At 60.2% G+C, this 24,006-nt stretch carries 28 protein-coding genes and 1 riboswitch; of the genes, 11 read left to right on the top strand and 17 right to left on the bottom strand.

Annotation, left to right across the window (positions count from 1 at the left end):
* Nucleotides 1-96: 96 nt before the first annotated feature.
* The 3 genes from ACFPTO_RS01495 (at nt 97) to ACFPTO_RS01505 (ending at nt 2,528) form a co-directional block, all read left to right on the top strand.
* The gene (locus ACFPTO_RS01495) at nt 97-489 is read left to right on the top strand and encodes a hypothetical protein (RefSeq protein ID WP_377708926.1); all 393 of its coding nucleotides are present in this window, start codon (nt 97-99) and stop codon (nt 487-489) included.
* Nucleotides 490-741: 252 nt separating this feature from the next.
* Nucleotides 742-1,746, top strand: a complete 1,005-nt coding sequence (locus ACFPTO_RS01500) for a homoserine kinase (protein WP_377708928.1) — start codon at nt 742-744, stop codon at nt 1,744-1,746.
* Entirely contained in the window at nt 1,737-2,528 is a 792-nt protein-coding gene (locus ACFPTO_RS01505; protein ID WP_377708930.1) for a BPSS1780 family membrane protein, read from the top strand. The genes ACFPTO_RS01500 and ACFPTO_RS01505 overlap by 10 nt, the downstream gene beginning before the upstream one ends.
* A 113-nt stretch (nt 2,529-2,641) precedes the next feature.
* Here ACFPTO_RS01505 and ACFPTO_RS01510 read toward each other — a convergent pair whose 3' ends face one another.
* Nucleotides 2,642-2,842, bottom strand: a complete 201-nt coding sequence (locus ACFPTO_RS01510; RefSeq protein WP_377708932.1) for a hypothetical protein — start codon at nt 2,840-2,842, stop codon at nt 2,642-2,644.
* A 37-nt stretch (nt 2,843-2,879) separates the two neighbouring features.
* A riboswitch (SAM riboswitch) is annotated at nt 2,880-2,957 on the top strand.
* A gap of 144 nt (nt 2,958-3,101) precedes the next feature.
* On the opposite strand from ACFPTO_RS01510, the gene ACFPTO_RS01515 reads away from it, so the two are divergent.
* Nucleotides 3,102-3,386 (top strand): hypothetical protein, encoded by a 285-nt coding sequence (locus ACFPTO_RS01515; RefSeq protein ID WP_377708933.1) that lies wholly within the window; start codon nt 3,102-3,104, stop codon nt 3,384-3,386.
* 658 nt (nt 3,387-4,044) lie between these two features.
* Here the strand turns inward: ACFPTO_RS01515 and ACFPTO_RS01520 are convergent.
* The 3 genes from ACFPTO_RS01520 to ACFPTO_RS01530 form a co-directional block, all read right to left on the bottom strand.
* Nucleotides 4,045-4,287 (bottom strand): HNH endonuclease, encoded by a 243-nt coding sequence (locus ACFPTO_RS01520; RefSeq protein WP_377708935.1) that lies wholly within the window; start codon nt 4,285-4,287, stop codon nt 4,045-4,047.
* A 301-nt stretch (nt 4,288-4,588) separates the two neighbouring features.
* Nucleotides 4,589-4,852, bottom strand: coding sequence for a hypothetical protein (locus ACFPTO_RS01525; RefSeq protein ID WP_377708937.1), 264 nt, complete (start codon nt 4,850-4,852; stop codon nt 4,589-4,591).
* Nucleotides 4,853-5,318: 466 nt separating this feature from the next.
* Nucleotides 5,319-6,461, bottom strand: a complete 1,143-nt coding sequence (locus tag ACFPTO_RS01530) for a toxin-antitoxin system YwqK family antitoxin (protein WP_377708939.1) — start codon at nt 6,459-6,461, stop codon at nt 5,319-5,321.
* Nucleotides 6,462-7,415: 954 nt separating this feature from the next.
* Here ACFPTO_RS01530 and ACFPTO_RS01535 point away from each other — a divergent pair.
* On the top strand, nt 7,416-7,619 hold the full coding sequence (locus ACFPTO_RS01535; RefSeq protein ID WP_377708940.1) for a hypothetical protein: 204 nt from the start codon (nt 7,416-7,418) through the stop codon (nt 7,617-7,619).
* Nucleotides 7,620-7,750: 131 nt separating this feature from the next.
* On the top strand, nt 7,751-8,005 hold the full coding sequence (locus tag ACFPTO_RS01540) for a hypothetical protein (RefSeq protein ID WP_377708942.1): 255 nt from the start codon (nt 7,751-7,753) through the stop codon (nt 8,003-8,005).
* Nucleotides 8,006-8,038: 33 nt separating this feature from the next.
* Here ACFPTO_RS01540 and ACFPTO_RS01545 read toward each other — a convergent pair whose 3' ends face one another.
* The 6 genes from ACFPTO_RS01545 to ACFPTO_RS01570 all read right to left on the bottom strand — a co-directional run bounded on the left by ACFPTO_RS01545 (nt 8,039) and on the right by ACFPTO_RS01570 (nt 12,249).
* Nucleotides 8,039-8,302, bottom strand: a complete 264-nt coding sequence (locus ACFPTO_RS01545; protein WP_377708944.1) for a hypothetical protein — start codon at nt 8,300-8,302, stop codon at nt 8,039-8,041.
* A gap of 399 nt (nt 8,303-8,701) precedes the next feature.
* The gene (locus ACFPTO_RS01550; RefSeq protein ID WP_377708946.1) at nt 8,702-9,619 is read right to left on the bottom strand and encodes a site-specific integrase; all 918 of its coding nucleotides are present in this window, start codon (nt 9,617-9,619) and stop codon (nt 8,702-8,704) included.
* Nucleotides 9,620-9,772 (bottom strand): Arm DNA-binding domain-containing protein, encoded by a 153-nt coding sequence (locus ACFPTO_RS01555; protein ID WP_377708948.1) that lies wholly within the window; start codon nt 9,770-9,772, stop codon nt 9,620-9,622.
* A gap of 297 nt (nt 9,773-10,069) precedes the next feature.
* Entirely contained in the window at nt 10,070-10,285 is a 216-nt protein-coding gene (locus ACFPTO_RS01560; protein ID WP_377708950.1) for a hypothetical protein, read from the bottom strand.
* Between the two features lie 459 nt (nt 10,286-10,744).
* The gene (locus ACFPTO_RS01565) at nt 10,745-10,921 is read right to left on the bottom strand and encodes a DUF3563 family protein (RefSeq protein ID WP_377708952.1); all 177 of its coding nucleotides are present in this window, start codon (nt 10,919-10,921) and stop codon (nt 10,745-10,747) included.
* A 113-nt stretch (nt 10,922-11,034) separates the two neighbouring features.
* The gene (locus ACFPTO_RS01570) at nt 11,035-12,249 is read right to left on the bottom strand and encodes an extracellular catalytic domain type 1 short-chain-length polyhydroxyalkanoate depolymerase (protein ID WP_377709029.1); all 1,215 of its coding nucleotides are present in this window, start codon (nt 12,247-12,249) and stop codon (nt 11,035-11,037) included.
* Nucleotides 12,250-12,556: 307 nt separating this feature from the next.
* On the opposite strand from ACFPTO_RS01570, the gene ACFPTO_RS01575 reads away from it, so the two are divergent.
* Nucleotides 12,557-13,261, top strand: a complete 705-nt coding sequence (locus ACFPTO_RS01575) for a phosphatase PAP2 family protein (RefSeq protein ID WP_377708954.1) — start codon at nt 12,557-12,559, stop codon at nt 13,259-13,261.
* 21 nt (nt 13,262-13,282) lie between these two features.
* Here ACFPTO_RS01575 and ACFPTO_RS01580 read toward each other — a convergent pair whose 3' ends face one another.
* Together ACFPTO_RS01580 and ACFPTO_RS01585 are read right to left on the bottom strand one after the other, a co-directional pair.
* Nucleotides 13,283-14,149: a TOBE domain-containing protein gene (locus ACFPTO_RS01580; protein WP_377708956.1), complete on the bottom strand. Its 867-nt coding sequence runs from the start codon at nt 14,147-14,149 to the stop codon at nt 13,283-13,285.
* A 72-nt stretch (nt 14,150-14,221) separates the two neighbouring features.
* On the bottom strand, nt 14,222-15,814 hold the full coding sequence (locus tag ACFPTO_RS01585) for a CHAD domain-containing protein (RefSeq protein ID WP_377708958.1): 1,593 nt from the start codon (nt 15,812-15,814) through the stop codon (nt 14,222-14,224).
* 264 nt (nt 15,815-16,078) lie between these two features.
* Here ACFPTO_RS01585 and ACFPTO_RS01590 point away from each other — a divergent pair, with 264 nt between their 5' ends.
* Nucleotides 16,079-16,297 carry a YdcH family protein gene (locus tag ACFPTO_RS01590; protein WP_377709031.1) on the top strand — a complete coding sequence of 73 codons (219 nt, stop codon included), beginning with the start codon at nt 16,079-16,081 and terminating at the stop codon, nt 16,295-16,297.
* Nucleotides 16,298-16,349: 52 nt separating this feature from the next.
* Here ACFPTO_RS01590 and ACFPTO_RS01595 read toward each other — a convergent pair whose 3' ends face one another.
* Nucleotides 16,350-16,958 (bottom strand): hypothetical protein, encoded by a 609-nt coding sequence (locus ACFPTO_RS01595; RefSeq protein WP_377708960.1) that lies wholly within the window; start codon nt 16,956-16,958, stop codon nt 16,350-16,352.
* 136 nt (nt 16,959-17,094) lie between these two features.
* Here ACFPTO_RS01595 and ACFPTO_RS01600 point away from each other — a divergent pair, with 136 nt between their 5' ends.
* Both ACFPTO_RS01600 and ACFPTO_RS01605 read left to right on the top strand, forming a co-directional pair.
* A complete protein-coding gene (locus ACFPTO_RS01600) occupies nt 17,095-17,529 on the top strand; it encodes an MbcA/ParS/Xre antitoxin family protein (protein WP_377708962.1) in 435 nt (144 codons plus the stop codon).
* Nucleotides 17,526-18,227: an RES family NAD+ phosphorylase gene (locus ACFPTO_RS01605; protein ID WP_377708963.1), complete on the top strand. Its 702-nt coding sequence runs from the start codon at nt 17,526-17,528 to the stop codon at nt 18,225-18,227. The genes ACFPTO_RS01600 and ACFPTO_RS01605 overlap by 4 nt, the downstream gene beginning before the upstream one ends.
* Nucleotides 18,228-18,243: 16 nt before the next feature.
* Here the strand turns inward: ACFPTO_RS01605 and ACFPTO_RS01610 are convergent, their stop codons facing one another.
* The 4 genes from ACFPTO_RS01610 to ACFPTO_RS01625 form a co-directional block, all read right to left on the bottom strand.
* A complete protein-coding gene (locus tag ACFPTO_RS01610) occupies nt 18,244-18,978 on the bottom strand; it encodes a metallophosphoesterase (RefSeq protein ID WP_377708964.1) in 735 nt (244 codons plus the stop codon).
* A 101-nt stretch (nt 18,979-19,079) separates the two neighbouring features.
* The gene (locus ACFPTO_RS01615; protein ID WP_377708965.1) at nt 19,080-20,531 is read right to left on the bottom strand and encodes a c-type cytochrome; all 1,452 of its coding nucleotides are present in this window, start codon (nt 20,529-20,531) and stop codon (nt 19,080-19,082) included.
* A 23-nt stretch (nt 20,532-20,554) separates the two neighbouring features.
* Entirely contained in the window at nt 20,555-22,156 is a 1,602-nt protein-coding gene (locus tag ACFPTO_RS01620) for a GMC family oxidoreductase (RefSeq protein WP_377708966.1), read from the bottom strand.
* 111 nt (nt 22,157-22,267) lie between these two features.
* Nucleotides 22,268-22,834, bottom strand: a complete 567-nt coding sequence (locus ACFPTO_RS01625; protein WP_377708968.1) for a sugar dehydrogenase complex small subunit — start codon at nt 22,832-22,834, stop codon at nt 22,268-22,270.
* A gap of 308 nt (nt 22,835-23,142) precedes the next feature.
* Here ACFPTO_RS01625 and ACFPTO_RS01630 point away from each other — a divergent pair, with 308 nt between their 5' ends.
* Entirely contained in the window at nt 23,143-23,799 is a 657-nt protein-coding gene (locus ACFPTO_RS01630; RefSeq protein ID WP_377708970.1) for a DUF1345 domain-containing protein, read from the top strand.
* Nucleotides 23,800-24,006: the final 207 nt, after the last annotated feature.

Genomic DNA, 24,006 nt, shown 5'->3' on the forward strand with positions numbered 1-24,006 from the left:
CCGGGGTCGACCCGCGGCCGACGCCGGAGTCGCCGTGGGTCGCGGCGGCGGGATTTGCTAGAATCGAGCTATCAAACCGGAGAAACACCGATCATCATGAAGTCGCTCCTTCTCATCGTTGCTGCGACGACACTCGCGTTCAGCGGGTTCGCCACGGCCGCGCCCGCCGACGACGCGAAAACCGCCGTCGAGGCCCAGTCCGCCAATGAGCGGGCGGGTCTGCCGGATCTCGCCAAGATCAACCGGCCGGCTGCCGAGGTCACCTCGAAGGTCGACGTCAACGTTCCGCGCCGGCCGAGCTTCCACGAAGTGAGCCCCACCGGCACCGAAATCACCGAATATCGCGACAAGGGCAAGCCCGTCGAAATCAACGTGCACTCGAACTTCGGCACGCGCTACACGATGAGCGCGCCCGCCGACACGTCGCCGCAGGTGCGCCCGAACGGCACGCCCAGCACGCGGCTGCCGTCGATCAACCTGCGCTACTGATCCGCAACGCCGTCCGCGCGCGCCCAGCGCAGGCAGACGGCGCGCGTTTCACCGCGCTGCGGATTCGCTGCGCACTTGAGCTGTGAGTCTGGCCGCGAGTTCGAGCCATGAATTCGAACCACAAGCGCGCGGTGCGGGCTGGATGCCATGTAGCGTCGGCAGACCGGCCCAGATTCCGCCGAAAGCCCGATAAAACGCCGGCCGCCCCCGCGTACGCCGGCCGCCCGACCACGCAACCAACACATTTCTCGCATGGCCGTCTTCACCGCTGTCACCGAAACCCAGCTTGCCCAATGGCTGCGCGACTACGATCTCGGCGACGTGGTCGAATTCCGCGGCATCCAGTCCGGCATCGAAAACAGTAATTTCTTCCTGACGACGACGCGCGGCGAGTACGTCCTGACGATCTTCGAAAAGCTGTCCGCGGACCAGTTGCCGTTCTACCTCGACCTGATGCGCCACCTGGCGTCGCGCCGCGTCCCGGTGCCCGACCCCATGCCGCGCGCCGACGGCGCCCTCTTCGGCCCGCTGCATGGCAAGCCCGCGGCAATCGTGACGAAGCTGGAAGGCGCGCCCGAACTCGCGCCGGGTGTGGAACATTGCGTCGAAGTGGGCCAGATGCTCGCGCGCATGCACCTCGCCGGGCGCGATTTCAAAGCCGATCAGCCGAATCTGCGCAGCCTGGAATGGTGGGAAGAGACCGTGCCGACGGTGCTGCCGTTCCTCGACGAAGCGCAGCGCGACCTGCTCACGAGCGAGCTTGCGCACAGCCAGGCGTTCTTCGCCTCGGCGGACTATGCGCAGATGCCGGGCGGCCCGTGCCACTGCGATCTTTTCCGCGACAACGTGCTGTTCGCGCACGCGCATCTGGCGCCGGGCCACGAAGTGCGACTCGGCGGCTTCTTCGATTTCTATTTTGCGGGCTGCGACAAGTGGCTCTTCGACGTGGCCGTCACGGTGAACGACTGGTGCGTGGATCTCGCGACAGGCCAGCTGGATCGCGCGCGCGCCGAAGCGCTGCTTCGCGCCTACCAGACGGTGCGCCCGTTCACGTCGGCCGAAATCCGCCACTGGAGCGACATGCTGCGCGCAGGCGCGTACCGCTTCTGGGTGTCGCGCCTGTATGATTTCTACCTGCCGCGCTCGGCGGAGCTGCTCAAGCCGCACGATCCCGGCCACTTCGAACGCATCCTGCGCGAGCGCCGCGCGAACGATGCCTCCGACGCCCTTCACGCAGAACAAGGCTCATGCAACTGATCGAAGTTCCCGCGAAAACGGGCTATGTCTGGTTCCGCCAGGGTATCTGGCTGTTCCGCCGCAACCCGCTCGCGTTCCTCACGCTGTTTTTCACGTATCTGCTGGGGATGACGCTCATCTCCGCGATCCCGGTGGTGGGCGGCGTGCTGCCGCTCGTCCTCGTGCCGGGCGTGGCGGTCGGCTTCATGGCGGCCTGCCGCGACACGATCGCGGGCAAGCCGTTCTTTCCGACGATTCTCGTCGACGGCTTCCGCGCCTATGGCACGACGGTGACGAAGCGCCTCTTCGCGCTCGGCGGCGTCTATGTGGTGGCGATGCTGCTCGTGCTCGCGGCGTCGGCGCTCGTGGACGGCGGCACGCTGCTGCAGTTGATGACCGTCGGCGGTTCGACGGGCAGCGATTCGTTCGAGAACAGCGGTGCGCCGCTCGCACTGCTCGTGTCACTGGTGATCTACGTGCCGGTGGCAATGATGTTCTGGTTCGCGCCCGTGCTGACGGCATGGCACGACGTGCCACCCGTCAAGGCAATGTTCTTCAGCGTGGTGAGCTGCTGGCGCAACAAGGGCGCTTTCGTCGTGTACGGGGCGTTGTGGATGGCGGTGTCGATCGGCATTTCAGCGGGGCTTTCGCTGCTGCTGAGCGCACTCGGTGCGAGCGAATACGGCGTCGCCCTGCTGATGCCCGCGCTTATCGTCCTGTTGACGATGATGTATTGCTCTTTTTACGCGACCTATCGCGGCTGCTTCGGCGTACAAGAAACGGATACAACAACTTTATCCTGACTTTTCAATAACTCAGGAAGACCATCGGGTTAAGGTCATCAACCGTTTAGCGTTGCTTTCACTCACAGTACCGGGATCGTTTGCACCAAAATTGCACCGTTTTCACGACCTGTTTAGCGTGCAAAAATCAATAAAAACAAATGGTTATGGAAACTTAATGCAATCAGCAGCACGTCAACGACGATACATGAAGCCGGGGAGGGATCAATATCTTCCTTCGGTGCAATTTTGGGCATTACCGACGGTGCGAACTTTATCTGCTCAACACCCAACAACGACTCCAGTTCACTCTTCGTGAGTACCAGACGACCCATGATTTCGCCACTTGACAGACTCCCGGAATTATGAAATGGTCTCGCTCGTCCCGATTTGAATTATCAGCTTGCGGGGACGTTAAACATGCAGCTAAAGCGAGGGGAACCCGTTTTAGCGTTAGCTGAACGAGTTTTTTTCGTTTACGTCGCGGATTTAAAGCACAACTTGCAGCGCGACTCACAAATTCTGCTAAAGCGTCGCCATGCCTCTCCCCCCGAAGGCCGGTGATCGCCGGAACCATCGGGGTGGGAGATACACATGACAAAGCCACTATTGGGCGTTCTGCCCTCCCTGGACAGCCTGTTTGACGGCTTCCGCTTTCAACTGAATCCTCCTGAGAACCACGTATTGCTGACCGGGCTACCCGGCACTGTCCGCAATGGGGTATTTCTCTTCGTGCAACCTCGTGCTGACGTGCGTGAAGCCATTGCTGCGCGCTGCACGAACGGCGTCATCGGCGGCTTCCGCGTCATTCGTTCCGCACAGTGGATGAAGCAAGGTCTACTGCTGGCAGGTGTGAAAATTACTTCATTTTTTGATTAAATAGCATTGTTTTTCATTATTTTGAATTTTGATAGAACTTAGAGTTTGCTTGACTGAATATTTCATATAGATAATAAAAATTAGCCCAAGAATCCAAATTTCTTCGCCTGACCGCGTGAACAAGCTGATGCCGTGCGCGTACCCACCGCGAACATTCGTAGCCCACAGGCGAACGAATCCACGCAATGCTTTATGAATCAGTGAAAATCTAGGGGAACCTGGCGAACACCGGTAAAGTGTTCAGGTAGATGACGGCAGGCAAAATGCCTACACAGGAGATAGTCTCGATAGACTCACCTGAGAGTGAGCTTTTTATATCAACAGCCACACTACTTACAACAATCGGCTCAGACCACATCCAAACCGCTTTCCGAGCGCATTGCAGCTTGCGCCGTTAATACCGCCTGCTTCAGGCAGTTTCAGCATAAAATCAAAATAGCAACATTATGCCAATCCTACCTCCAAGATCGCCACAAAAGTCAAGATAAATCGTTTCTAAAAAACAACAGCCGAAATCGGAGAAAGGCCACTTGAAATCCGGTGATTCGGACGGCGGCCACTTTTCAATGTCGCCTAAATCTTTGAATATCCCTCGAAAATCACGACTCTTCCGGACGCTATTCCGCAAAATTCCGAATTTGCATCCGGTCTATCCGGTTCAACCTTCGCTCGATTCTCGGCCACTGCACCGTGCCGTCAACATTGTCTTCAATTCGTCAATATCGATAGCCGGTCGTTGCGTATGCAGCATTGCATGGCAATTCGGGCATACTGGCCGAAGGTCGGCGTAAGGGTCAACGTCATACTCAGCGCCGATGCTGGCGATTTCGGTCAGGTGATGCACGTGGATGAATCCGCGCCCCATGTCGCCGCAGGCTTTTTGAAAGTCGAATCCGCACACGTAGCAGGAGGTACCCCAATTCCGGATGCACGCTGATCACGCTCGTACTGGTTAACAAGCACTTGCCGCGTTGCGCCTTCGATGAACTTTCCGTTATCGGATTGATGTGAAAGTACCTCATCTGTGTAGATGAGCGGCAACAGTGCGGAGAACTCTTCGTGAAGCTCTTGTCGCTCTTGGCGACACGATCCGCCATCGTCAGTGGTAGCAGTGGCGCCGCCTGGGGTAACAATGCGTCAACCCCGAACGAACATCGAAAGATGGAGGGAGTTTCACCAAGCAATGTGCTGACACTGCTCTGTTAGCCAGTAGCCAGCTTGCCCCAGCCCCAAATTGCCAAAATTGCTAAAAGAGACATCGCCGCCAAAACAGACCATAGCGACATAGATGAGACTGCCGACTCTTTTTTTCGACTATGTCGCTTTGCATCTTTATATGACGAAAAGCCAACCACCCCACCGTCAGTCCTGTGTTCGAATTCATACTTTTCAAGACGATCAAGTTTCCGTTGATTGTGAAACCCCATAACCAAAGAAATAACAAAAATTATAATTGCATATTTCATTGACTCCTCCTTGAAGAGGCTCTTAGAAATTCATTCTTCGAATTGAATGACACTTCCTCAATTAGCTCAACTGACATTAAGTGGGGGCACTGCGCTGAACAGTGACAGGCAACATGATCTCTGCTGTGGTACGGGTTTCGGATCAGAGAGGTACGAAGTAAGAACATACGCTTCGGCCACCATACTCATTACCGGTTTCCTTTTTATCTTCTATATAGGCGACACGATCCAGTTGCGCAAACATAAACTGACGTGTTTCGTGCGGAGCAACACATAAGTACCACGGAAAATTGACCTTCAATTTCGTACCACATCACTTTGCGAGTCCGGCATGCTTACGAAATCCAGTCAGCAGTGGCAAGCGCACCAATCGACCTACGCATTATTAAATGGAGTCAGCGGTCACAAATCACCCTTTCAAAGCGATTTCCTGAAATTTTCGTCTCAGCGACAATAAGCATAATAATCAGAATTTTGATGCACCACCTTGAATCTGCTTTTCCTTCTGCCGCGCATTTTCAGCATTCTGCATAGAATTTAGTTTCTTATCAATGATCTGCGCCACAGGAATAATTCCCAACCCACCGTCATCCTCCAAGGATATGTCGATTTGCACACCTCCAATATCCCATTTTGGCGACATATAAACTCTCTCCTCACCGTTCACATCCAAGACGTTCTTTTTTATTGATGTTGGCTTTCCATATTTTACCGCAAACATTGAAACAACATCTGAATAGTCGCTCCCCGTGAATTTAATAGAAATCACATAAATTGGATTTTTGACGTCATCATTAAGAGGTAAAATACCAATACTGTAAGTAAAACCAATATCAGGCGGGTTAAACAAGCCTATTATGCCCAGTGCTTGTACCCAGCACATCTGATTATCTGGGGTGGTAGGTGTGCATTTTGGCGCTGATGCTTCTATAGGAACACCCAGCTTGATTCCCATGAAAGTGAAGCCTACCTTTGAAGCATTGGTCGGCGCACCTTGCGAGGATTGCTGAGAATTAGTCGGCGTGTTCTTCGATGCAGTTGACGCAATCCTTTGCCCCGAGATGGGGTGCCCGTTTTCAAACGGGCCAGTATACTGCTGGGATATGGTTCCATCTGCCCGATATAATATTTTACTCCCCGCCCCATTGGCGAGATTATTAATGAGATATACCGTATCCCTTTCAACTATTCTGCCGCTTGAGTCGTAAGTTTCCAACGTTGCATAGCCATTTTGAATGCCATGGACAAATTGCGCAACGTCGTGACGCCTCATGCCGTTTTCCATCTTGTCTTGCGTTACCCGACCTTCGAGATATCCATCGACCATCGTGCCCGTGTCTGTGCCGCTAAGAGTGCCATTCGGGTGGTACCAAGTTTCAGTCCCTGCGCCAGACGTAAGTCCGTGTGAACAACCACCAGTCCACGTAACATGCTCGCCGGGAACCGGATTGGGGTCAAAGGTCCGACAATCCTGCCCCCCAACCGTGAGCTTGATCCAATGCGGGTCACTCCCAGGCAGGTCGGGTTGTGGTACCCCCTGCGCAAACGCCCCGATTGAGGAAGCTAAAACACTCGTGATAGCCGCCCGACCCAATTTCCGCGTCTGCATGATCGCCCTCGGTTGACTTTAGGCCAGTAAGCAGTATCGAACGTGATGCACAGTGGGACAGTGCTGTAGTGCACGCATAACTTCTTCGTTTCTCAGCGTACAGGATGCAGTCATCGGTTACATGCGGCGTGCTTGTGTGCGCTCAGCACCATGACTAATGCTATACAGCAGAAGTGCCATTATGTGTTCTTCACCACTATAGCCATTTCGGGACTGCATCTCGCATTAGTCGCGGGGCTCGCAGGCTGGTCGGCGGGTACACACTGGCGGCGAGCGAGCTGGCAACCAGAAGCATCCTGTCATCTTGCGTACATTCCATTGTCGCTTTGTCTTTCATACGCACCTATTCATCGCATGAAATTGTGGCCATCTCAATGGAGTAAAGCACTCACCCCTTTATAGGGTAATTACCTACAAAAATGTTTGGACACCAATTTAACAAAGTTAGAATATTCGCTCTAACTAGGCAATATATCTACTTCGATAGGTTGTGATCGACACTCGATTTTTCTCTCCTAAAGGCTAGCTGCCAAACGGATTGTCGAATCGCTCAGTGACGGTGCTCGTGTAGCAATAGATTATTAGCTTTGAAGTCGTCGTGATCGCACGCATTCGTTTCATGGCAATGTCGCAACTGCGAAATGAGGCACTTCACCATGACAAAAGCATGTCTAAGCCCACATGAATTCGCCGCATTGATAATAATCAAGAACGCACCCAGCCAAGTCGAACAGGACCGAGACGAGCTTCATACACTATTGGAGCGTCAACTCATATCTTTCGATTCGGCTTCAGGAAACCGACTTCAGATTACGCCGCAAGGTCATGCCGTTCTGAAAGCGGTCGCGCGAATTCGTTGAGTAATGTTGACATTTCCATTACACGAGAATCAATTCTACAAAAGTAAGCAATCGGAATATAGCGTAACGGCGAGCTCTATCGTCTGTACGGCGGATGGAATTCGACAACCCCAGTTTGAATGCAACGCCGGAGGCTTTTATGGACGCGTCATTGGTTGTGACTGTGTTCGCTGTATTGGTGCTGGTGATCGCGGCAGTCTCGGTGATTGTGCACCATCGGCGCGAAAATCATCGTGCTGAATTGCTCAGAAATCTGGATCACCACGACTGGTGTCGCTGGACCCGTTCCCGACATTAACACGGTGCCTATCGATGGTAAGGTATGCGTTGGTGCCCCGCATGCGCGATTTACTAAAGTTTGATCGCACGGTGTCAAACGCATCCGGCCAGCGACCGAAACAACGCAGAGTCTGAGTAGCGGGGGCTTTTATGGCGTTGCATGACCATGCGCAGCGGGAACTGGATCACATCCAGGCCGTGATTTCGCACTTGGAGCGTCTACATGTCAGCGGCAGGATCGCACAGACAAGTGCCGTGACGGAAGCGAACTACTGGCGAGCGCGCATCCGCAAGGTATTGGCACTTCCCGATGTTCCCTGCCATATTACGGAACAGGATTCGACATTACTGCAAAAACTGGATCGACTTCACCGCGCACATCCCGCTACTACTGGCCGCAGTTGAACGTCTACGACAGGGTAGCCAACTCGCCACCGTTCATGAAATCAGCGTGTCGTCTACGATCCGCTGTCCTGCGCTGAACCCTGCCATGAGGGCGTCGGCTTCTTTCGCGAATGGCTGCTGATTATCTGCCATCAGGCGTATCGGTGCGACCATCGGGCGAGCATCACCCAGCCTTCTAATCTGCACTACAGCGATAAAACCGCGCGGTGGCAGTAGTGTCACGTTGCCTGACGTTTCCCAAACTTGCTCAAGGTCAACCGCAACCGAGAAACCATTGTATGTATAGATTCTGTTCATTGGTGCCACTCGGTTCGCGATCTTACCAGGCGTTCACATCTTCCCAGAATGTCACTCTTTTGCGTACCCAGACAGTGGTGCCGCAGTAGAGATCGAGCAGTTTTTCGAGCGTGGTGATGTGTACTTGTTACCTGCGCTTTTGGCGCTTCAGCCATGAAGCCGACATTATGCCTTTCGGCCAATCTGACGACACCTGCGACGTTCACTGAGTGTGCGCGAGCAACGTGCCTTGCGCTGCCGCCAACTCACCGACGGCATCATGAGCGTCGAAACCGGCACAGTGCCGATACATGCCCGAGAAGTGAATACGTCAGTACACCAATCTGCATCCACCACGGGTGAAATTCAATAAAAAACGGCAAGGCGTTTTCGCACCCTGCCGTTTCAATATTTTAATAATCAACCCAATTTCAATGCAAGCTCTTCTGGTCGAGTATGATAGTATCGCTGAAGCAGCTTCAGGTTACTATGCCCTGAAATTGCGGCCAACTCAATCACATTGGGGATTTTCTTCGCCATATGTGTAATAGCACAGTGCCTGAGATCATGAAATCTAAAATCCTTAATCCCTGCTCTCTTGACTGCACGCATCCAAGCCTGATCCACAACACGGTATGAAATTGGCAATACACGGTTAGATGCACGCTCCAGTTCTTCTAACGGGAATTTCTTACGCGCCTCTGCAATTTCTTCAAAAATTCTTACTGCGCCGGAACTAAGTGGAACAGTACGAGGTTTGCCATTCTTTGTAATCTCAAGATAAACAACCCTACGCTCCAAGTCAACGCGATCCCAAGTAAGCTCCAGCATCTCACTCCTGCGCATTGTCGTCTCAAGCGCCAGCTTGGCAAGCGGCAATAAGTGCGGATTTATGTTGTTTTTCGCTTTTCTCGGCTCCCACAACTCATCGGTGCTTCTAAGAGCATTCCAGAGACATTCTTTTTCAGCTTCCGTAAGTATGCGATCACGCTGCCCGTGATATTCCGGACGTATTAATTCTTTAAATGGATTGGGAAGCCTCATGCCCCAATCGCGTTTTGCTATCTTGTAGACACTTTCAATAATTGAGATTTCACGCAACACTGTTCCTGCACATACGACTTTAAGACGCTCATCACGGTACTTTGCAAGAACTGTCGTCGTTAGATTCTCCACGCTATATGCTCTCAATCGTTTTTTCATATTTTTTAAACGATATTTCAGGTACAGCACGTTCTTCGTTATCAGCAAAACATTTGGAGATAATTGAAACCTGGGATCAGTATCCAGACATCGTTGGATTAACTCCCCAAGTGTTACAGCAAGATCAGCCTTCACTTACTCGAAGACACCTGTGAACATCGAATTTTCGATTTCGTTAGCCCATAACTGCGCTTCTTTTTTGGTATCGAAGGACTTGCTTTGTACAGGGAATTCTTTGCGGATCACTCGTGCCTGCCACTTGCTACCTTTCTTTATGATGCTTGCCATGTTTCACCTCATTTTTGCAGCAGAATTGCACTTTCCGATAACTTTCGAGGAAAACTTGACGTCAAACCATTGATTTAAAATGTATTTTACCCGTCAACCCCAGCCTCGTTTTACGCGACCTATCGCGGCTGCTTCGGCGTACAAGAAACGGAAAACACCGAAAACGTGTGAAAAAAACCACATAGCCTTTTACGTCTATGTGGTTTCAGCAAATCTTTTGTGATGCTTCACTCGGCGCGGCCCGCACGCTCGAAACCGCGCGGCCACGCTCACCAGCCACGCATTGAGCGCCACACGTCACGCACGGGACGCGGCCTCCAGCTTACGGCGCTTGAAATACAGCCTTCCGTGCACGAACAGGAATGCGCCGAAGTTGGTCAACATCGCCAGAACCCAGACTACAGAAACCACCAGTATTTGATTAAAAGACAAATTAAACGCTTTTGTCAGCTGCCCGAACGTCAATGGAACAAGCATCAAAATAAAGGCGATAATTGTATATCGGTTAATCATCTTGCAATTTCCATTAAAGTTCAACGCAAGCACTTTCAATGACGCGCATTAAAATGCGCGCCCATATTTCGGCAGCATCACGCGACCCGCAAAATGGATCTGCCGACGGCGCCGGGCATGGCGTGAAGCGATATCAGGAAACCATTCGACAGCACGGCCCCTTCTGATCGGCCCCTACTGCCACGACGGCCACGACGTTTTCCGCGTGTGAGCGATGTCAGGCGTGTCATTCTAGTCACAAGAATACCGTTAGCGGATTGACCGCCATCCATAACGTATTGCGACGTATTGCGGCAGGTTTCAGCAGACAGGCGTAAGCAGGCGGCCCCGATCAAGCCGTACAGCGGGCGTCGCCGCGCGCCGTCCGCATTTCCACAGGCTATCCGCGAAACCATGCCGCAACCGGAATTAGCCGGTTGCGGCGCCTGTCGCTGCTATTGTGCGAGGTACACGCTGGAATCAGCGCTGCCCCATCCAGGCCGGATGACGCACCGTCTTCTCGCGATCGATTTCGCTCAAGCGAAACTCGAGATCGTAGATATCGATCGCTTCAGCAAGGTAGGCCTCTTCGCGCGCCTTTTGCATAGCGTCGGCGGAGTTCGTGAGGAAGAGGAAAAGACGGCTCAGCAGATACATGATTCAGCCCCGTTTCGAAAAGACATTCGCTGACATTGGACGAAGTAATTATAGGGTAAACCCCAATCGTCTTTCGCGGCTGTAGCCGAATGTCGCATCGAGTCGGGTAGCACCTAACCTGCCCCCCTGGCCAGCTGAACGCCAAAGGCGTCGTTGGCCGCATCGCGGCGATGGTCTTTGAAGAAGCTCCAGATCATCGCGCTGGCATCCGGGCCCGTTGCCGAATGGAAGGGCACCGTGTCGTCGCCGCCGCTCCACGCATGATCGAGATTCGCCACACGGCACAGGCGCACGACGCTCTCGCCACGGTGCGCGTAGTCCTGCACGATGTGCCCGTCGCTCGCCGCTTCGCGCGAGGCAACGCCGGGCCTGACGCCACGCGCGTCGGCGAGGCCGTTGAGCCAGAGGAACTGCGCGGTGAGCTGCTCGGCGTTGATCGGCGCGACCACGCCATCGTCCTCACCCTGCACGACAATCGCCGGCATGCCCGGGTGCGCCTCGTCGCCGAGCTGCCGCTCCAGCAGTTCCACCGGATCCTGATAGAGCCCGCGCCGCATGACATCGAGCGCGCCGACGCCCGAACGCGCCTCACCGAATGCAGGTCCCGAATGCAGCGCGACCGCCGCGAACCGCTCGGGTGCGCGCACCGCCAGCAGCGCGGCGAGCCCCGCGCCCGCCGAGAGGCCCGCGAGATACACACGCGAGCCGTCGAAGCCATGTTCGTCGACGAGTGCATCGACAAGCGAAACGACCGCCGCCGCCTCCCCGCCGCCCGCCTCGTCGCGCGCGTCATACCAGTGCCAGCACTGGTGCGGGTGGACGAGTGCGGACTGCTCCGGGTAGACCACCGCGAAACCATGCAGGTCGGCAAGAAGATTCATGCGCGTACCCTCGGCGAACGCGTCCATCGACTGTCTGCAGCCGTGCAGCATGACAACGAGCGGCAGCCCCGCCACGGCATGGCCTGCCGGCAGATAGAGGCCGTACGGCAGCGCGCGCGACGCGCGTTGCGGCGTCGCCGCAACCATGTGTTCGGCGCGGCGCCATTCGCCCGCAGCCCAGGCGGCTGCACGCGGGCCCACGCGCGACTGGCGCACCGGCCGCACCACGTACTCAGATGCCGGGGAAGTTGAAGCTGCAGCCTCACTGGCAGCCTCGCTGGCTGCCTGGCTGGCGGCCTCCACCGGGGTTTGCGCCGCCCGCCACGGCGCCCTGGCATGCAGCGCGTGCCGGCGCGCCCCGCGCGCAGCCTCAACGGCAATCCGGCTCTGGATGGCGAGCAAACGTCGCAGGCCACCGGCTAACAGTTTCGACAGATCTTTCGTCATCATCGGCCTCCCTTGAAGGGGTCTGATGCTGGGTTTAATGCTGGATCTAATACTGTGTGGCAGTTCGCCACACTGCGTTATTGTGCAACGCACAATAGCACTAAACCGCCGACACTGCAGATCGGCTGGAGAAAACCAGGCGCCGGGATCGTGCAGCGCACCGACAGACCGTACGGATAACGGTTCGGCCGTGTCCGTCACGCGCCGCTATACTGAAGATCTATGCAATGCGCGTGTCTGCCGGCCGGGCCGCCCGCGCGTTAACCGGGTATCACGCCTTTTCAATGCACCGTCGCTGCGCCAAGTCATGCCGGATCTACCCCTTCACCTGTGGTATGCGATCACGAACCTCGGCGGCGCGGGCCTCACGCTGCCGCTCGCGGTCGCGATCGCGCTCTGGCTCGCCGCAGGCTATTCCTGGCGCATGGCCGCAAGCTGGCTGCTGCTGATCGGCACGTCCGTCGGTCTCGTCATGGTCACCAAGATCGCGTTTCTCGGCTGGGGCGTGGGCGTACGCGATCTCGATTTCACGGGCGTCAGCGGGCACGCCATGCTGTCCACGGCCGTCTATCCGGTGGCGTTTTTCCTGATGCTGCAAGGCGCGCGCGCACCGCTGCGGGTCGCGGGCGTGCTGATTGGCCTTGCAGTAGGCGTTGCGGTGGGATTCTCGCGCGTCGTGCTGGACGCGCATTCGCCGTCCGAGGCCGTCACCGGTTGTCTCGTCGGCGCAGCGACGGCGCTCACGTTCGTTCGCTACTGGTGGGCTGCGCAGTCGGGACGTCTGTCAGCGGCGGCCATCGCGCTGAGTCTTGCCGCACTGACGTTCGCGCTGCACGACGTGCGTGTACCGACGCACCGCTGGGTCACGCATCTCGCGCTGACCGTTTCGGGTCATGAGCGGCCCTATGTGCGTGCCCGCTGGAAAGCCAACCGCGCGCCGCGCGCGCCCGCTTCGCCGGTCTCACAGACCCGCGCCACGCTCTCGCTGCCCACGCATCACGATGCCGCCTGAGGGCGGCACTCGGGGCGGCACTCAGCCGCTCACTCCCAGAATCACGCTCGACGCCTTGAAGACGGCACACGCCTGTGCGCCGGGGGCCAGGCCAAGCGCATCCACACTCGCATCCGTAACGATGGCGGCGATCACCGTGCCGCCCGGCAGATCGAGCGTCACCTCGGCATTCACCGCACCGCGCCGCACCTGACCGATCGCACCGGCCAGCTGGTTGCGTGCCGAAAGCCGCATCGCCGAAACTTCCTCGCCCGCCAGCAGCACGACCGACGACGCCTTCACCAGCGCGACGGCCGCCACGCCTTCAGCAAGCCCAAGCGTCTGCGTGCTTTCGCATGTCACGACCGCCACCACCTTCTGGCCGCCCGGCAGCGCGATCGACACCTCGTCGTTCACCGCGCCGCGCACGATCGTCGTCACGGTGCCGTAAAGCTGATTGCGCGCGCTCGTGCGCAGGCCAAGACGCCCGAGCAGCGCCAGGTCGCTGTCGAACGTCTGCGCGCAATCCGCACCGCCGAGCACGCTGGCCGCAGCCGCGGCCCGTTCGATGAAACGGCGATGCTCGCGCTCGATTGCGCTCCAGGTGTCGATCAGGCGCAGCGCGCGCGCCGTGAGCGTCGTCCCGCCGCCGCCCTTGCCGCCCGTCGCGCGCTCCACGAGCGGTTCGCCGGCGAGATTGTTCATGGCGTCGATGGCATCCCAGGCGCCCTTATAGCTCATGCCGACCGCCTTCGCGGCCCCCGTGATCGAGCCGGTTGCGCCGATTGCAGCGAGGAGCGCGATGCGCGTCGCACCGCCGAGCATCTGCTGTCCGGACTGTAGCCAGAGCGAGCCGCCAACACCCAGTTCGGGCGCGGCATGGGAACTGAATTCAGAAGAAGCATTCATGGCGGCGTGGCCGGGCGAAGGTGAAATCGGGGGACCGGGCGTCCGATGATCGGGACAGCGGGCGCGGCCAGGTCAGCCGCCCTGGACTTTCGGTTTGCGCAGTTCGCGCAGCAGCCGCTCGCCTTCTTTCGCGGAGCAGCGCTTGACCGCTTCGCACCAGCCATGTGCAAAGCCAAGCTGATACGGCTCGACATCCATCGCTTCAAGAAAGCGCAGGGCGACCGCCGCGTCGTTGCCGTCGCCGAGCACGGCCTGCAGCCGCGCCAGCGTGCGCGTCGTCTCCGTGCGCGTGCGGCGTGACGTGATCGGCGCGAAAAACTCGAGCGCATAGCGCAGATACTTCGCATTGATGCGCGCGCGATGTCGGCTCGCTTCGTCAATCGCCGTGAGCTTCTGCATTCCGGCGAGACGAGCGTAATAGCGGCGCACCTGTTTTGCCGCATGTTTATGCAGCGAGCGGGCGTGTGCTTCGCGCTCACTGTCGCGCTGCGCGAGCACCGAGAGCCATTGCAGCCACGCGAGCGTGAGGTGCGCGTAACGCGGCGAAGCCAGCGCCGCGCGCGCACGCGCGCGTGCGGCGAGGCGCATCGCGTCGGCTTGGGCACGCAAGGCGTCCCAGCGCGCGGCCTCAGTATCGGCATCCACCAGCGCGGGCAACGTCGAATCGACGAATACGTCGCGATCGCGCGCGTCGCCCAGCATGCTCCCGAGCCACTTCAGATCGGGCATGATGCGCGTGGCCCATGCATCGTCCTGCCAGCCCGAAAAGAGCCGCAGCGCCGTACGCAGCCGCCGTTGCGAAACGCGCATCTGATGGATGAACTCGGTCTTCGCCGAATCGCGCACGCCCGCGTCGTTGCCGAGCCACTGGTTCGTGATGTTGCGTGCAATCGCCACAAGCGCGCCCTGCGCCGTGTCCACACCGCCCAGATCGACCGGCTCGGCATGAACCGCATCGCCGTCGCCGGCGAGACAGCCCGCGGCCATACGGTCGAGCACATCGTTTATCCGGACGAAGGCCGGCAAACTTGCGGGCGCCGCATCGACGAGGTCGTGCGCACAGGCGAACAATGCGTCGGCGACCGGCGCGGCATCGGCCTCTTCGGGCCACGGCGCACGCACGCGAAGCTCGTGCAGACACCGGGTTTCGTCGGGCGGCTGGTTCGGATCGTGAAGGCCCGCATCGAGCACGAGTTCGACCTCGATGCCGTCGCGCATCCACTGCCAGCGGCAACGCTCGCCGCACAGCGCCGCAGCGGGCACGGGCTCGCCCGCTGCGGCGAGCGCGTGCCGAAACAGCACCGGTGCGGCGTCGAGCGATGCAAGGGCGAAACCGTTCGCATCGAGCGGCGCGTCGAAAACGGCTGTGCGTGCGGTAATGCCCGGCGTTGTGATCCGGCAGTTCGATACGACGACCCGATTGCCGTCGCCGCGCGTCTCGACGGCAACGCGCCAGCCTGCGCGAGCCAATGCTGCGTCGCGATCGAACGTGACTGCCGTCACGCATTCGCTTTCGGCCGATAGCGCGACAAGTTGCGGCAGCGCAGCAGCCAATTCCCTCGCGAGCACCGCTGCGGTTCGGTCACCGGGATGCCGTGTGTCGACTGACTCGTTGCAAGCTGCTGGATAAACGATATCCAGCACAATCTCGAGAACGCGAACCATGGACGCTCCGGGGACGGAAAAGCGGGTAAATCAAGGTGCCAGAAAATAAGGTACAAAAAAAACAGTGAAACGGCGACAAGCCGAGCTACTGTCCCCAAAATTATACGGCGCACCGGCAAAACCACGTCCGCCAGCTCGTGTCGTGCACGTACTCATTCACCCGCCCCCGCTCATCTTGACTATTATCAATTGAGCCAGACGGCGACGGTGAAAGAATGTTTAGACCATATTCCCGATCATTCGGACATTTCTAAGGAGTGGCGAGTGTTTCCTGAATACAGAGATTTGATATCGCGCCTCAAAAACGAGGATGAGCATTTCGCACGGGCTTTCGAGCGCCACAACGAGCTGGATCAGCAGATCAAGAACATGGAAGCGGGTCTCGTGCCTGCCGACGGCTTGACGATCGAGCACCTGAAAAAAGAAAAGCTCCAGCTCAAGGATTCGATCTACCAGATCCTGCGCAAAACCTCGAACGACTGAGCCACGGCGTGTCGCGCGCGCATCGACGCCTGCGGGTCGCGCCGCCGTCGCGTCAGCGAAGCATCGGCGGCAGCGACTGAGGCTGCGTCTGCTGCATCGGCTGTATCGACTGCGGCATGGCCGCGTGCTGCGCCGTAGCCGCTGCGGCGGGCTGCGCCTGCACCATCAGCTTGGGACGCGGCGCCGGATGCGCCACAGCGGGCTTCGTGCGCGCATGCTTCGCCATGCTGGCGGTGGAAGCGTGTGCATGTGCGGAATGAGCCGGACTCGCAAGCGCGGCCTGCCGGGTCGAGTGCGCCGCGACGGCGTGGGCTCGATGAGCGTGTTGTGCGGACGCATGCGCCGCGCTGGCGTGAGACGCGGCGTGCCGTGCCGTCGTCGCTGGCTGGGCATGGCGCGCCAAAGCATGCGTTTTAACCGTCGCGCGATGGCCCGCCTTGGCGCCATGGCCGCGCTCCCCGTGCGCGACAGCCTGCGCACCGCTGTGCCGCGCGTACACCGCAGACACCGCGTGCGCGGTGTGCGCCTGCGCGCCGTGCGTCCCCGCGCGCAACGAAACGTGGCGCGCCTCCGGCGGATTCCACACCTCTTTGACCTGACCGGCCGCAACCGCCGCCGTCGATACCCACATTGCCGCAACCCACACTGCTACTGCCCGCATGTCGCACCTCCCGAACACTCGTCTCGTTTTCTGCTGAATTACTGCTCGATACCGGGCGGCGATTATACCCAACCATAACTTGCAATAATCCATATATGGACTAACATTTACAAATGGTTCATATTAGGACTCAATCATGACGCACGCGTATGCCGCCTCGTCGGCCGCGCCCGCCCGACGACCACGCGCCGAACCCACGTTCACCGAAATGTCCGCCGCCGGTCTGCGCGCTTTCTTCAAGATCGCGCACGACTGGGATCTGAGCGCCGACGAGCAGATCGTGCTGCTCGGCTCGCCAGGCCGCTCGACGTTCTTCAAGTGGAAGCAGGCACCGGAAAGCGCACGCCTCGGCCGCGACACGCTCGAGCGTCTGTCGCTGCTGCTCGGCATCTACAAGGCGCTGCAGATCCTGCTGCCGCAACCTTCCGCCGCCGACGCGTGGGTCAAGCGGCCCAACAGCGCGCCGCCGTTCGGCGGCCGGCGCGCGCTCGACCGCATGCTGGCCGGCAATATCAGCGATCTCGTGGCCGTGCGTCAGTACCTCGATGCGATGCGAGGCGGCTGGGCGTGACGCAATCGACCTGGCAGGACCGCTGGCGCAGCGCACCGCTCGCGTGGACGCCCGCGTACCGTGTGATTCCCACACGCTTTCCCGCTGTGAACCTGTTCGACCGCGTGGCCTCGTCCGAGGATTTCGACGCGCTCTACGCGCTCGAAGCGCTCACCAACGACCGTCTGCGCACCGAAACCGGCGAACTCGATCTCGTGCCGCGCGAAGAGCGCCGCTTCGGGCCCGGCTTTGGCCCGATCATGGCGGCGTTCACGCATCTGAATCCGCAGGGCAGCCGCTTTTCGGACGGTACATATGGCGTGTTCTATTGCGCGCGCTCGCGCGCCACGGCCATCGCGGAGACGCGCTATCACTCGGCGCGCTTTCTCGCCGCGACCAGCGAGCCGCCGCTGCGCCAGCAGATGCGCCTCTACACCGTCGCGGCCGAGGGCGATGTCGTCGATCTGCGCGGCGAGCCCGCGCTCGATCCCGCCGTCCTCTCGCCGACCGACTATGCGGCAGGCCAGGCGCTCGGCCGCGCCGTGCGCGAGGCGGGTGCGCCCGGCATTGCGTATCCGTCGGTGCGCGACGCGGGCGGCGAATGTCTCGCCGCGCTGCGCACGTCGCTCGTGCACGCGTGCCATCACGCGGCGTATCTGGAATACAACTGGAACGGGCACACCATCGACATGGTGTTCGAGCTGAACCGCATCGTCTGAAGCCTGAAGCGCGCGCTCAGGGCAGCGAGTAGCCCGCCGCGCCGCGCTCGCGCGCATCAAGCGTCGAAATCGACCAGCGCCGCGGCGTCAATGCCTCGACCATCGTGAGCCGGCCTTGCGCGATGAACGCGCCGGTGTCGATGAACATCTGCGAGCCGATCTGCTGCACATCGCGCACGGGCGTATGCCCGCAGTACGTGAGCGAGAGTGCGCGCTTCGGCGGCTTGACCATGCCGAGCACGAGTTCGCGGCCCCACAGCATCCGCTCGCGCACGGTATCGTCGATGCGGCCTGCGTCGAGGTCGTCGTCGTTGCCGAAGAATTCCGCGTGCAGCACATTGAACCGCGCGTCGCCCGCGCCGACCACGCGCACGAGCGGCAACTGGCGCAGCCGCTGCGCATGGCGCACGAGTTCGCCTTCGGGCAGCCCTTCGGCCCAGGTGCCGCCAATGCCGTACCAGCGGTAGCGCGGCAGGCGGCCTTCTGCGACGGCGCACATCGCATCCTCGTGATTGCCGAGCACCGGAAAGAACCACGGCTTGCCGACGAGGCCGAGCGCCTCCTCGCACTGGTCGCCGCGATCGACGAGATCGCCCACCGAAAAGAGGCGGTCGCGCGCGGCGTCGAACTGCGCCTCCCGTAACAGATAGCGCAGCGCATCGACGCAGCCGTGCAAGTCGCCGATCACAAAATCGCGGCCTTCACAATTGCTCGCGTGGTGCTGCACAACGGGAACGGAAACGTGTGTCATGTGTTCATCATAGTCCGGCCCATGGCGCCCGTATGCGCGACGTCCCGCGCTTGCCGTCCACGCATGCGCCGTACATCGCTGCGCGCCTTTATTGCGCGCCTTTATTGCGGTATCGCGCGCAGCACGCCGACCTGGGCCGCCGTGATCGCCGCGCGCGGATTGCCGAACTGTTGCGTCACGTAATTCGAAATCGCGGCGATCTGCTCGTTGGTGAGTTCGCTGCCGAAGGCGGGCATCCGCACATCCACTGTCTTCGTCGTGCGCGTGACGCCGTGCAGGATGACCATCGCCAGGTTGTCCGCAGTGGCCGCGCCCGCCACGCTGTTATGGATCAGCGACGGATACGCGCCCGGCGCGCTCGCACCGACGCCCGCGCCCGTCCAGTGGTGACAGCTCGCGCAGTTCGCGATGAAAAGCTGCGCGCCGTTCACGGTCGTGACCGGCGTGCCGCGCAGCGCCGTCACGTCGTTGATGGCGGGCTGGCCCCACGTGTCGCGCGACCGCGTCACACCGCCGGAGATGGGCGGCTGCGCGCGCAGGTACGTCACGATCGAATGCGCGTCTTCTTCGGTGAGATATTGCGTCGAGTTCTGCACGACTGCGGCCATCGGGCCTGCGGCGTTCGCGTGGCCGTTGGCGACCCCGGTCAGGAGATACGCGGCAAGCGCGCCATCGGGCCAGGCGCCGATGCCGCCCGTGCGGTCAGGCGTGATGTTGTACGCCTGCCAGCCCGCCTGCACCGCCCCCGAAAAGCGGTTGCGCTGCTTCAAACCCTGCATGAAGTTGCGCGGCGTGTGGCACTCCTCGCAGTGCGCGAGCCCCCGGACGAGATACGCACCGCGGTTGTATTCGGCGCTCTTCTTCGAGTCGGGCACGAAGTGCCCTTCGTCGAAGTTGAAGAGGTTCCAGAAGATCATCAGCCAGCGCTGATTGAACGGGAAGCGCAGTTCGTTGGGCGGCGGCCTGTAGTGGACCGGCGCGACGGTGTTCAGGTACGCGCGGATCGCAAGCACGTCCCGCTCGTTCACGCGCGTGAACTCGACATACGGGAACGCCGGATAAAGCCGCTCGCCGCCTTTACCGATGCCTTCGTGCATCGCGCGCAGGAAGTCGGTGTTGGACCACCGGCCGATGCCCGTATCCCGATCGGGCGTGATGTTCGGCGAGTAGATCTTGCCGAAGGGCGTCTGGATCGCAAGGCCGCCAGCGAGCGGACGGCTCTTGTCCGACGTGTGGCACGCGATGCAATCGCCGAGGCGCGTGAGGTATTCGCCGCGCTTCACGAGGTCGAGGGTGCCCGCAGCGCCCACTGCACCGGCCACCGCCGCTGTGCCTGGCTGGCCGCCCGGCGCCTCGCCGAGCGCGGCAGTCAGCGGCGCTTCGTCGATAAGCCGCGACGGCCCGTCATGCGACGCGTGCCACGCAATGTAAAGCGCGAACGCGCAGAAAACCGTTGCCACGAGCGCGGCATGCGTGCTGCGCCTGCGGATCGTGGGCGCGGGCCCAGGTCTGGGCGTCACGGTATGCGCGGACTGGAACGCTCGTTCGATCATCGTCATTCTCCGGCCGGTGAGCATCACAGTTCGCGCCGCAGCTTGTCGGCGAGTTTCAGCGACAGTGCGGCAAGCGTCAGCGTGCAGTTCACCGATGCCGCGCCCGGCATCACCGCGCTACTCGCAATAAACAGGTTCGCGTGATCGTGGGTGCGGCAGTCGGCGTCGACAACCGAATCGGCGGCGCTCGTCCCCATGATCGTCGTGCCCATGATGTGGTTGTTCGGCGCGAAGGTATCGTCGAATGCGATTTCGGTGCCGCCAAACAGCTCGGCGATCTGCGCATACAGCTCGTGTGTGTGCGCCGCGCTCTTTTTCACGTAGTCGTTGATCGAGTAGTGGATCTCGGGCTGCGGGATGCCGAGCGCGTCCTTGTGATCGCCCGAAGGCAGCACGCGATTCCGCGGTTCGGGCAGATGCTCGTGGAAGCTGTTGATCGCGAGTCTGCGCGACGCGCGCTCGTGAATCTGGCGGTCGAGTTCGGCGCCGGTCAGGCCGCTCTTGATGAGCGCCGCGGTCACCGCCATCGTGTTCGCGCCGTTCGACAGATGCAGCTTTTTCGATGCGTAGTCGGAGCGAAACGCACCGTCGCGGAAGTTCACGACCGAGGTCATTTCCATCGGGCCGCGTCCGGGCCATAACGCTTCGTTGGCGAGAAACGTGACGCCCGTGCCCGGATGATCCATCAGATTGCGCCCCACCTGATCGGAACTGTTGCCGATGCCGTGCGCGAACCGCTCGCTCGTCGACATCAGCATGAGTTTGGGCGTTTCGATGCCGTTCGCGGCAAGCACGAAGAGCTTGCCCGATACGCGCGTGCTGTTGCCGTGTGGATCCTTGTAGTGAACCGCGGTGATGAGCCCTTTGTTGTCCGCCTCGATGCGATAGACAACCGCTTGCGTGACGAGCCTCGCGCCCGCGCGCTCGGCCTTGTCGGCATGGATCACGCCGCTGTACATCGCCGCGATCGGGCAGATCGGCATGCAGTTGTTGTTGCCGCAGCAAGTGGGGCGCTCATCGTAGGGTCGGCTGTTGCGCGCAACGGGTTCGGGCACGACGTGAAAACCGTTGGCGTTGAGCACGTCGGAAAAGCGCTGGTCCATGTACGAGAGCGGCAGCATGCTCATCGGGTAGGGATGCGAGCGCGGCGAACCGAGATCGTACGGCGCGCCGGGGCCCGAGACACCCAGTTCGACCTCGGCAAGCTGATACCACGGCTCCAGCTGCTCATAGGGATACGGCCAGTCGCGTCCCACGCCGTACAGCGTCTTCAAACGAAAGTCGGAGGGCAGCAGACGCCACGCGGCGGCAGCCCAATGCCACGTCGTGCCGCCCACGAGCCGCAGATATTGCGAGTTGTATGGGTACTCGCCCTTCTGGATCAGGTAGTCGTTCGGTGGCGAATACTCGGGATGCGGCGCGTAGGGCACCGAGGGATACGGCGTCGCGAAGTCCGCTTTTGCGGGCGAATTACGGAAGTTCTCGACGATCTGCCAGCGCGCGAGCCGCGGGCCCGCTTCGAGCAGCAGCACCGAAGCACCGGCCTCGGCCAGCTGATGCGCGACCAGACTGCCCGCCACGCCCGAACCGACCACGACCACGTCGGCGGAATGCTGTATTGGCATCGTCGTCCTCTTTTTTCAGGCTCTCGTTGTGCGGACTACGTTTGACGCGAGAACGCGGCGCGCGCCGCCGTGCGACAAGCTGCGAGCGCCGCAGCACCACGACGCCCGCGTCTAGCCGCCGTCGGGCTTGCGAGTCCAATAGAACGGCACGTCGCGGCAATACGATGGAATCGTCAGCACATCGCTGACCGGATCGAACATCAGCGCCTTTTCGTAAGCCACCACCTGAACATGCGGCAGTTCGCCGACGAGGCCGAGATACCACGCGCGCATGATGTCGCCGACCGTCGCCGCGAGTTCGGGCCGTTCACCCTGGAGCGCTGCGGTCACGGTATCGGACGGCACGCCGCCGTGGCTCCCGATCCACGTATTGAGCGCAGTCACGTTCTGCCCGAACTGGCTGCTCGCGCTCGCAAGCGCCGCGTAGACGCGCTGCGCGAGCGGCTTGTTGAAGCTCGTACGTCCGGTGAGGTGCTGCGAGAGGGCGATAAAGGCGTCGTAGCCGCCGTCGCGGGGCTGCGCCGCGAACACGCGGTCGATGCCGGATGGCAGGCCGCCGCGGCCTGCCATCGTGAAAGCAAGCGCCGCGGCAGCGGCGCAGGCGCCGATCACGAACTGCCGGCGGCCAGACCGTACGCCCGAAGGTTGAGGTGTCCCGTCCTGCGTCACATCTGTCATGGGTACTCCCGATGAGCTTCGTGGCGATACGGATGCAGCGGACGAAGCAAATATTGCGGCTGAATGCAGTGCAATGTAGACGAGATTTGCAATCGTGTCGCGCGACGTGCGCGACCTTTGCGTCTCACAAGCGAGACTGGCGACAATGATTCGCCGCGCAAGCTATATAGCCCGTGCCGGCTTCATTAGACAAATCGCCCGGCACGCACCCCGCATCGCATCGATTCGCGGGAGGCAACGGGTAAAATTGCGCCCAATTACACACCCCCGACCCACACACCCAGGCCCGCACAGGACATCGATACCGCATGAACCTCTATCCGCAGGTGCTTCGCAACCGCCCGCACTTGATGCTGGGTCTCGCCGCAGGCGTCGCGGTCGGCCTCGTGTCTCCCGTTGCGCTGTCGCTTTCGGCACGCGCGCTGCTCGGCTGGGATGCCGCGGTGTGGGTCTATCTCGTGCTCATCTGGTTTCACATGGCTTTCGCAACCGAAGACGACGTGCTCCATCACGCGCAGCGCGAAGACGAGAACGCGGTTGCGGTGCTGTTCGTGATCTGCGTGGCAACCGTCGCGAGCATTTTCGCCATCGTGCTGGAACTGGGCACGACCAAGGATCTCGGCATGGCATCGAAGCTGCTGCATTCGGCCATCACCGGCCTCACGCTGATCGGCGCGTGGTTCCTGATCCCGACCATCTTCACGTTGCATTACGCGCGCATCTACTACGGCTCCGACCAGAATGCGCCTGTCCTCGTGTTCCCCGACGAGAACTTTCAGCCCAACTACTGGGACTTTCTGTATTTCGCCTTTACGATTGCCGCCGCATCGCAGACCGCCGACATCAGCGTGCGCGGGCGCAGCGCACGGCGCGGCGTCCTCGCGCAATCCCTCCTCTCGTTCTATTTCAACGTCGCCGTACTCGGCCTGTGCGTGAACATCGTCGCAAGCATGGTCGGGGGCTGAGCGTTCGCGCATACCCATCGTCGCGGCTTTCGCTGCGCCTTCAGGCATGGCCCTTGCGCGCCTCGCGAGCAAGGCGTCCGGCGTACTTCGTGGTTTGGCTCCGGCCGTCTTCTGCACTACATTGAACTAGACGCGCCGCGGCGAGCGCAGCGCGGCACGCTCCGGCACCCTCCGGGCAACGTGATCGCAGCAGGCGGCATCCACGTT

It is taken from the genome of Paraburkholderia denitrificans, from assembly GCF_042655705.1.
GTDB lineage: Bacteria > Pseudomonadota > Gammaproteobacteria > Burkholderiales > Burkholderiaceae > Paraburkholderia > Paraburkholderia denitrificans.

Bases quoted from the DNA above. Each gene is read 5' to 3' on its own strand.
- ACFPTO_RS01495 (WP_377708926.1), top strand. From the start codon at position 97: ATGAAGTCGCTCCTTCTCATCGTTGCTGCGACGACACTCGCGTTCAGC.
- ACFPTO_RS01500 (WP_377708928.1), top strand. From the start codon at position 742: ATGGCCGTCTTCACCGCTGTCACCGAAACCCAGCTTGCCCAATGGCTG.
- ACFPTO_RS01505 (WP_377708930.1), top strand. From the start codon at position 1,737: ATGCAACTGATCGAAGTTCCCGCGAAAACGGGCTATGTCTGGTTCCGC.
- ACFPTO_RS01510 (WP_377708932.1), bottom strand. From the start codon at position 2,842: ATGGGTCGTCTGGTACTCACGAAGAGTGAACTGGAGTCGTTGTTGGGT.
- ACFPTO_RS01515 (WP_377708933.1), top strand. From the start codon at position 3,102: ATGACAAAGCCACTATTGGGCGTTCTGCCCTCCCTGGACAGCCTGTTT.
- ACFPTO_RS01525 (WP_377708937.1), bottom strand. From the start codon at position 4,852: ATGAAATATGCAATTATAATTTTTGTTATTTCTTTGGTTATGGGGTTT.
- ACFPTO_RS01530 (WP_377708939.1), bottom strand. From the start codon at position 6,461: ATGCAGACGCGGAAATTGGGTCGGGCGGCTATCACGAGTGTTTTAGCT.
- ACFPTO_RS01535 (WP_377708940.1), top strand. From the start codon at position 7,416: ATGGAATTCGACAACCCCAGTTTGAATGCAACGCCGGAGGCTTTTATG.
- ACFPTO_RS01540 (WP_377708942.1), top strand. From the start codon at position 7,751: ATGGCGTTGCATGACCATGCGCAGCGGGAACTGGATCACATCCAGGCC.
- ACFPTO_RS01545 (WP_377708944.1), bottom strand. From the start codon at position 8,302: ATGAACAGAATCTATACATACAATGGTTTCTCGGTTGCGGTTGACCTT.
- ACFPTO_RS01555 (WP_377708948.1), bottom strand. From the start codon at position 9,772: ATGGCAAGCATCATAAAGAAAGGTAGCAAGTGGCAGGCACGAGTGATC.
- ACFPTO_RS01560 (WP_377708950.1), bottom strand. From the start codon at position 10,285: ATGATTAACCGATATACAATTATCGCCTTTATTTTGATGCTTGTTCCA.
- ACFPTO_RS01565 (WP_377708952.1), bottom strand. From the start codon at position 10,921: ATGTATCTGCTGAGCCGTCTTTTCCTCTTCCTCACGAACTCCGCCGAC.
- ACFPTO_RS01570 (WP_377709029.1), bottom strand. From the start codon at position 12,249: ATGACGAAAGATCTGTCGAAACTGTTAGCCGGTGGCCTGCGACGTTTG.
- ACFPTO_RS01575 (WP_377708954.1), top strand. From the start codon at position 12,557: ATGCCGGATCTACCCCTTCACCTGTGGTATGCGATCACGAACCTCGGC.
- ACFPTO_RS01580 (WP_377708956.1), bottom strand. From the start codon at position 14,149: ATGAATGCTTCTTCTGAATTCAGTTCCCATGCCGCGCCCGAACTGGGT.
- ACFPTO_RS01585 (WP_377708958.1), bottom strand. From the start codon at position 15,814: ATGGTTCGCGTTCTCGAGATTGTGCTGGATATCGTTTATCCAGCAGCT.
- ACFPTO_RS01595 (WP_377708960.1), bottom strand. From the start codon at position 16,958: ATGCGGGCAGTAGCAGTGTGGGTTGCGGCAATGTGGGTATCGACGGCG.
- ACFPTO_RS01600 (WP_377708962.1), top strand. From the start codon at position 17,095: ATGACGCACGCGTATGCCGCCTCGTCGGCCGCGCCCGCCCGACGACCA.
- ACFPTO_RS01610 (WP_377708964.1), bottom strand. From the start codon at position 18,978: ATGACACACGTTTCCGTTCCCGTTGTGCAGCACCACGCGAGCAATTGT.
- ACFPTO_RS01615 (WP_377708965.1), bottom strand. From the start codon at position 20,531: ATGATCGAACGAGCGTTCCAGTCCGCGCATACCGTGACGCCCAGACCT.
- ACFPTO_RS01620 (WP_377708966.1), bottom strand. From the start codon at position 22,156: ATGCCAATACAGCATTCCGCCGACGTGGTCGTGGTCGGTTCGGGCGTG.
- ACFPTO_RS01625 (WP_377708968.1), bottom strand. From the start codon at position 22,834: ATGACAGATGTGACGCAGGACGGGACACCTCAACCTTCGGGCGTACGG.
- ACFPTO_RS01630 (WP_377708970.1), top strand. From the start codon at position 23,143: ATGAACCTCTATCCGCAGGTGCTTCGCAACCGCCCGCACTTGATGCTG.